Consider the following 566-nt stretch of genomic DNA (forward strand, 5'->3'; position numbering starts at 1 on the left):
TTGGTTGAAAGCGATGCGCGAAAATGATCCCACTCTCGCGCTGATTTGATACTCAAAAGCGTTGAGGAAAACCCCATTCAAAGCTAAAAACCCTAGCCAAACTTTTTGATTAAGCACCCTTTTATCAAACACCTTTTTATTGAAGTCTGATATTATGCCATAAAACCAACTCGCAAGTTGCTCGCTCCTCGCTCTCATTGTAGAAAAAAAAACGATACAATCAGACACAATCACAAACCCCCCTTTTTTACAAAAAGCGGGTTCAATTTAAAGATTTAAGGATTGTGCATGCAAGAAATTGTCCCTATTGTTGTGGCTTTTGATAACAATTATTGTATCCCTGCTGGCGTGAGCTTATTTTCCATGCTAGCAAACGCCAAACGAGAGAGAGAGTAAAGCTCTTTTATAAAATCCATTGTTTGGTGGAAGGTTTAAGCCCAGAGAATATAGCCAAATTAGAAGAAACGATCGCTCCTTTTAGCGCTTTTTCTAGCATAGAGTTTTTGGATATTACTGATAAAGAATTAGAACCACACCATAATTACCGCAAACTTGACCCTTTAATA

1 protein-coding gene is annotated in these 566 nt (G+C 38.0%); it reads right to left on the minus strand.

The features are described 5' to 3' along the window. Nucleotides 1-234: outer membrane family protein (locus IE313_RS36735; protein ID WP_229925211.1), on the minus strand; the 234-nt coding region annotated here is incomplete at its 3' end. Between the last annotated feature and the right edge of the window lie 332 nt (nt 235-566).

This window comes from Streptomyces sulfonofaciens (assembly GCF_014656295.1).
Lineage (GTDB): Bacteria > Actinomycetota > Actinomycetes > Streptomycetales > Streptomycetaceae > Streptomyces > Streptomyces sulfonofaciens.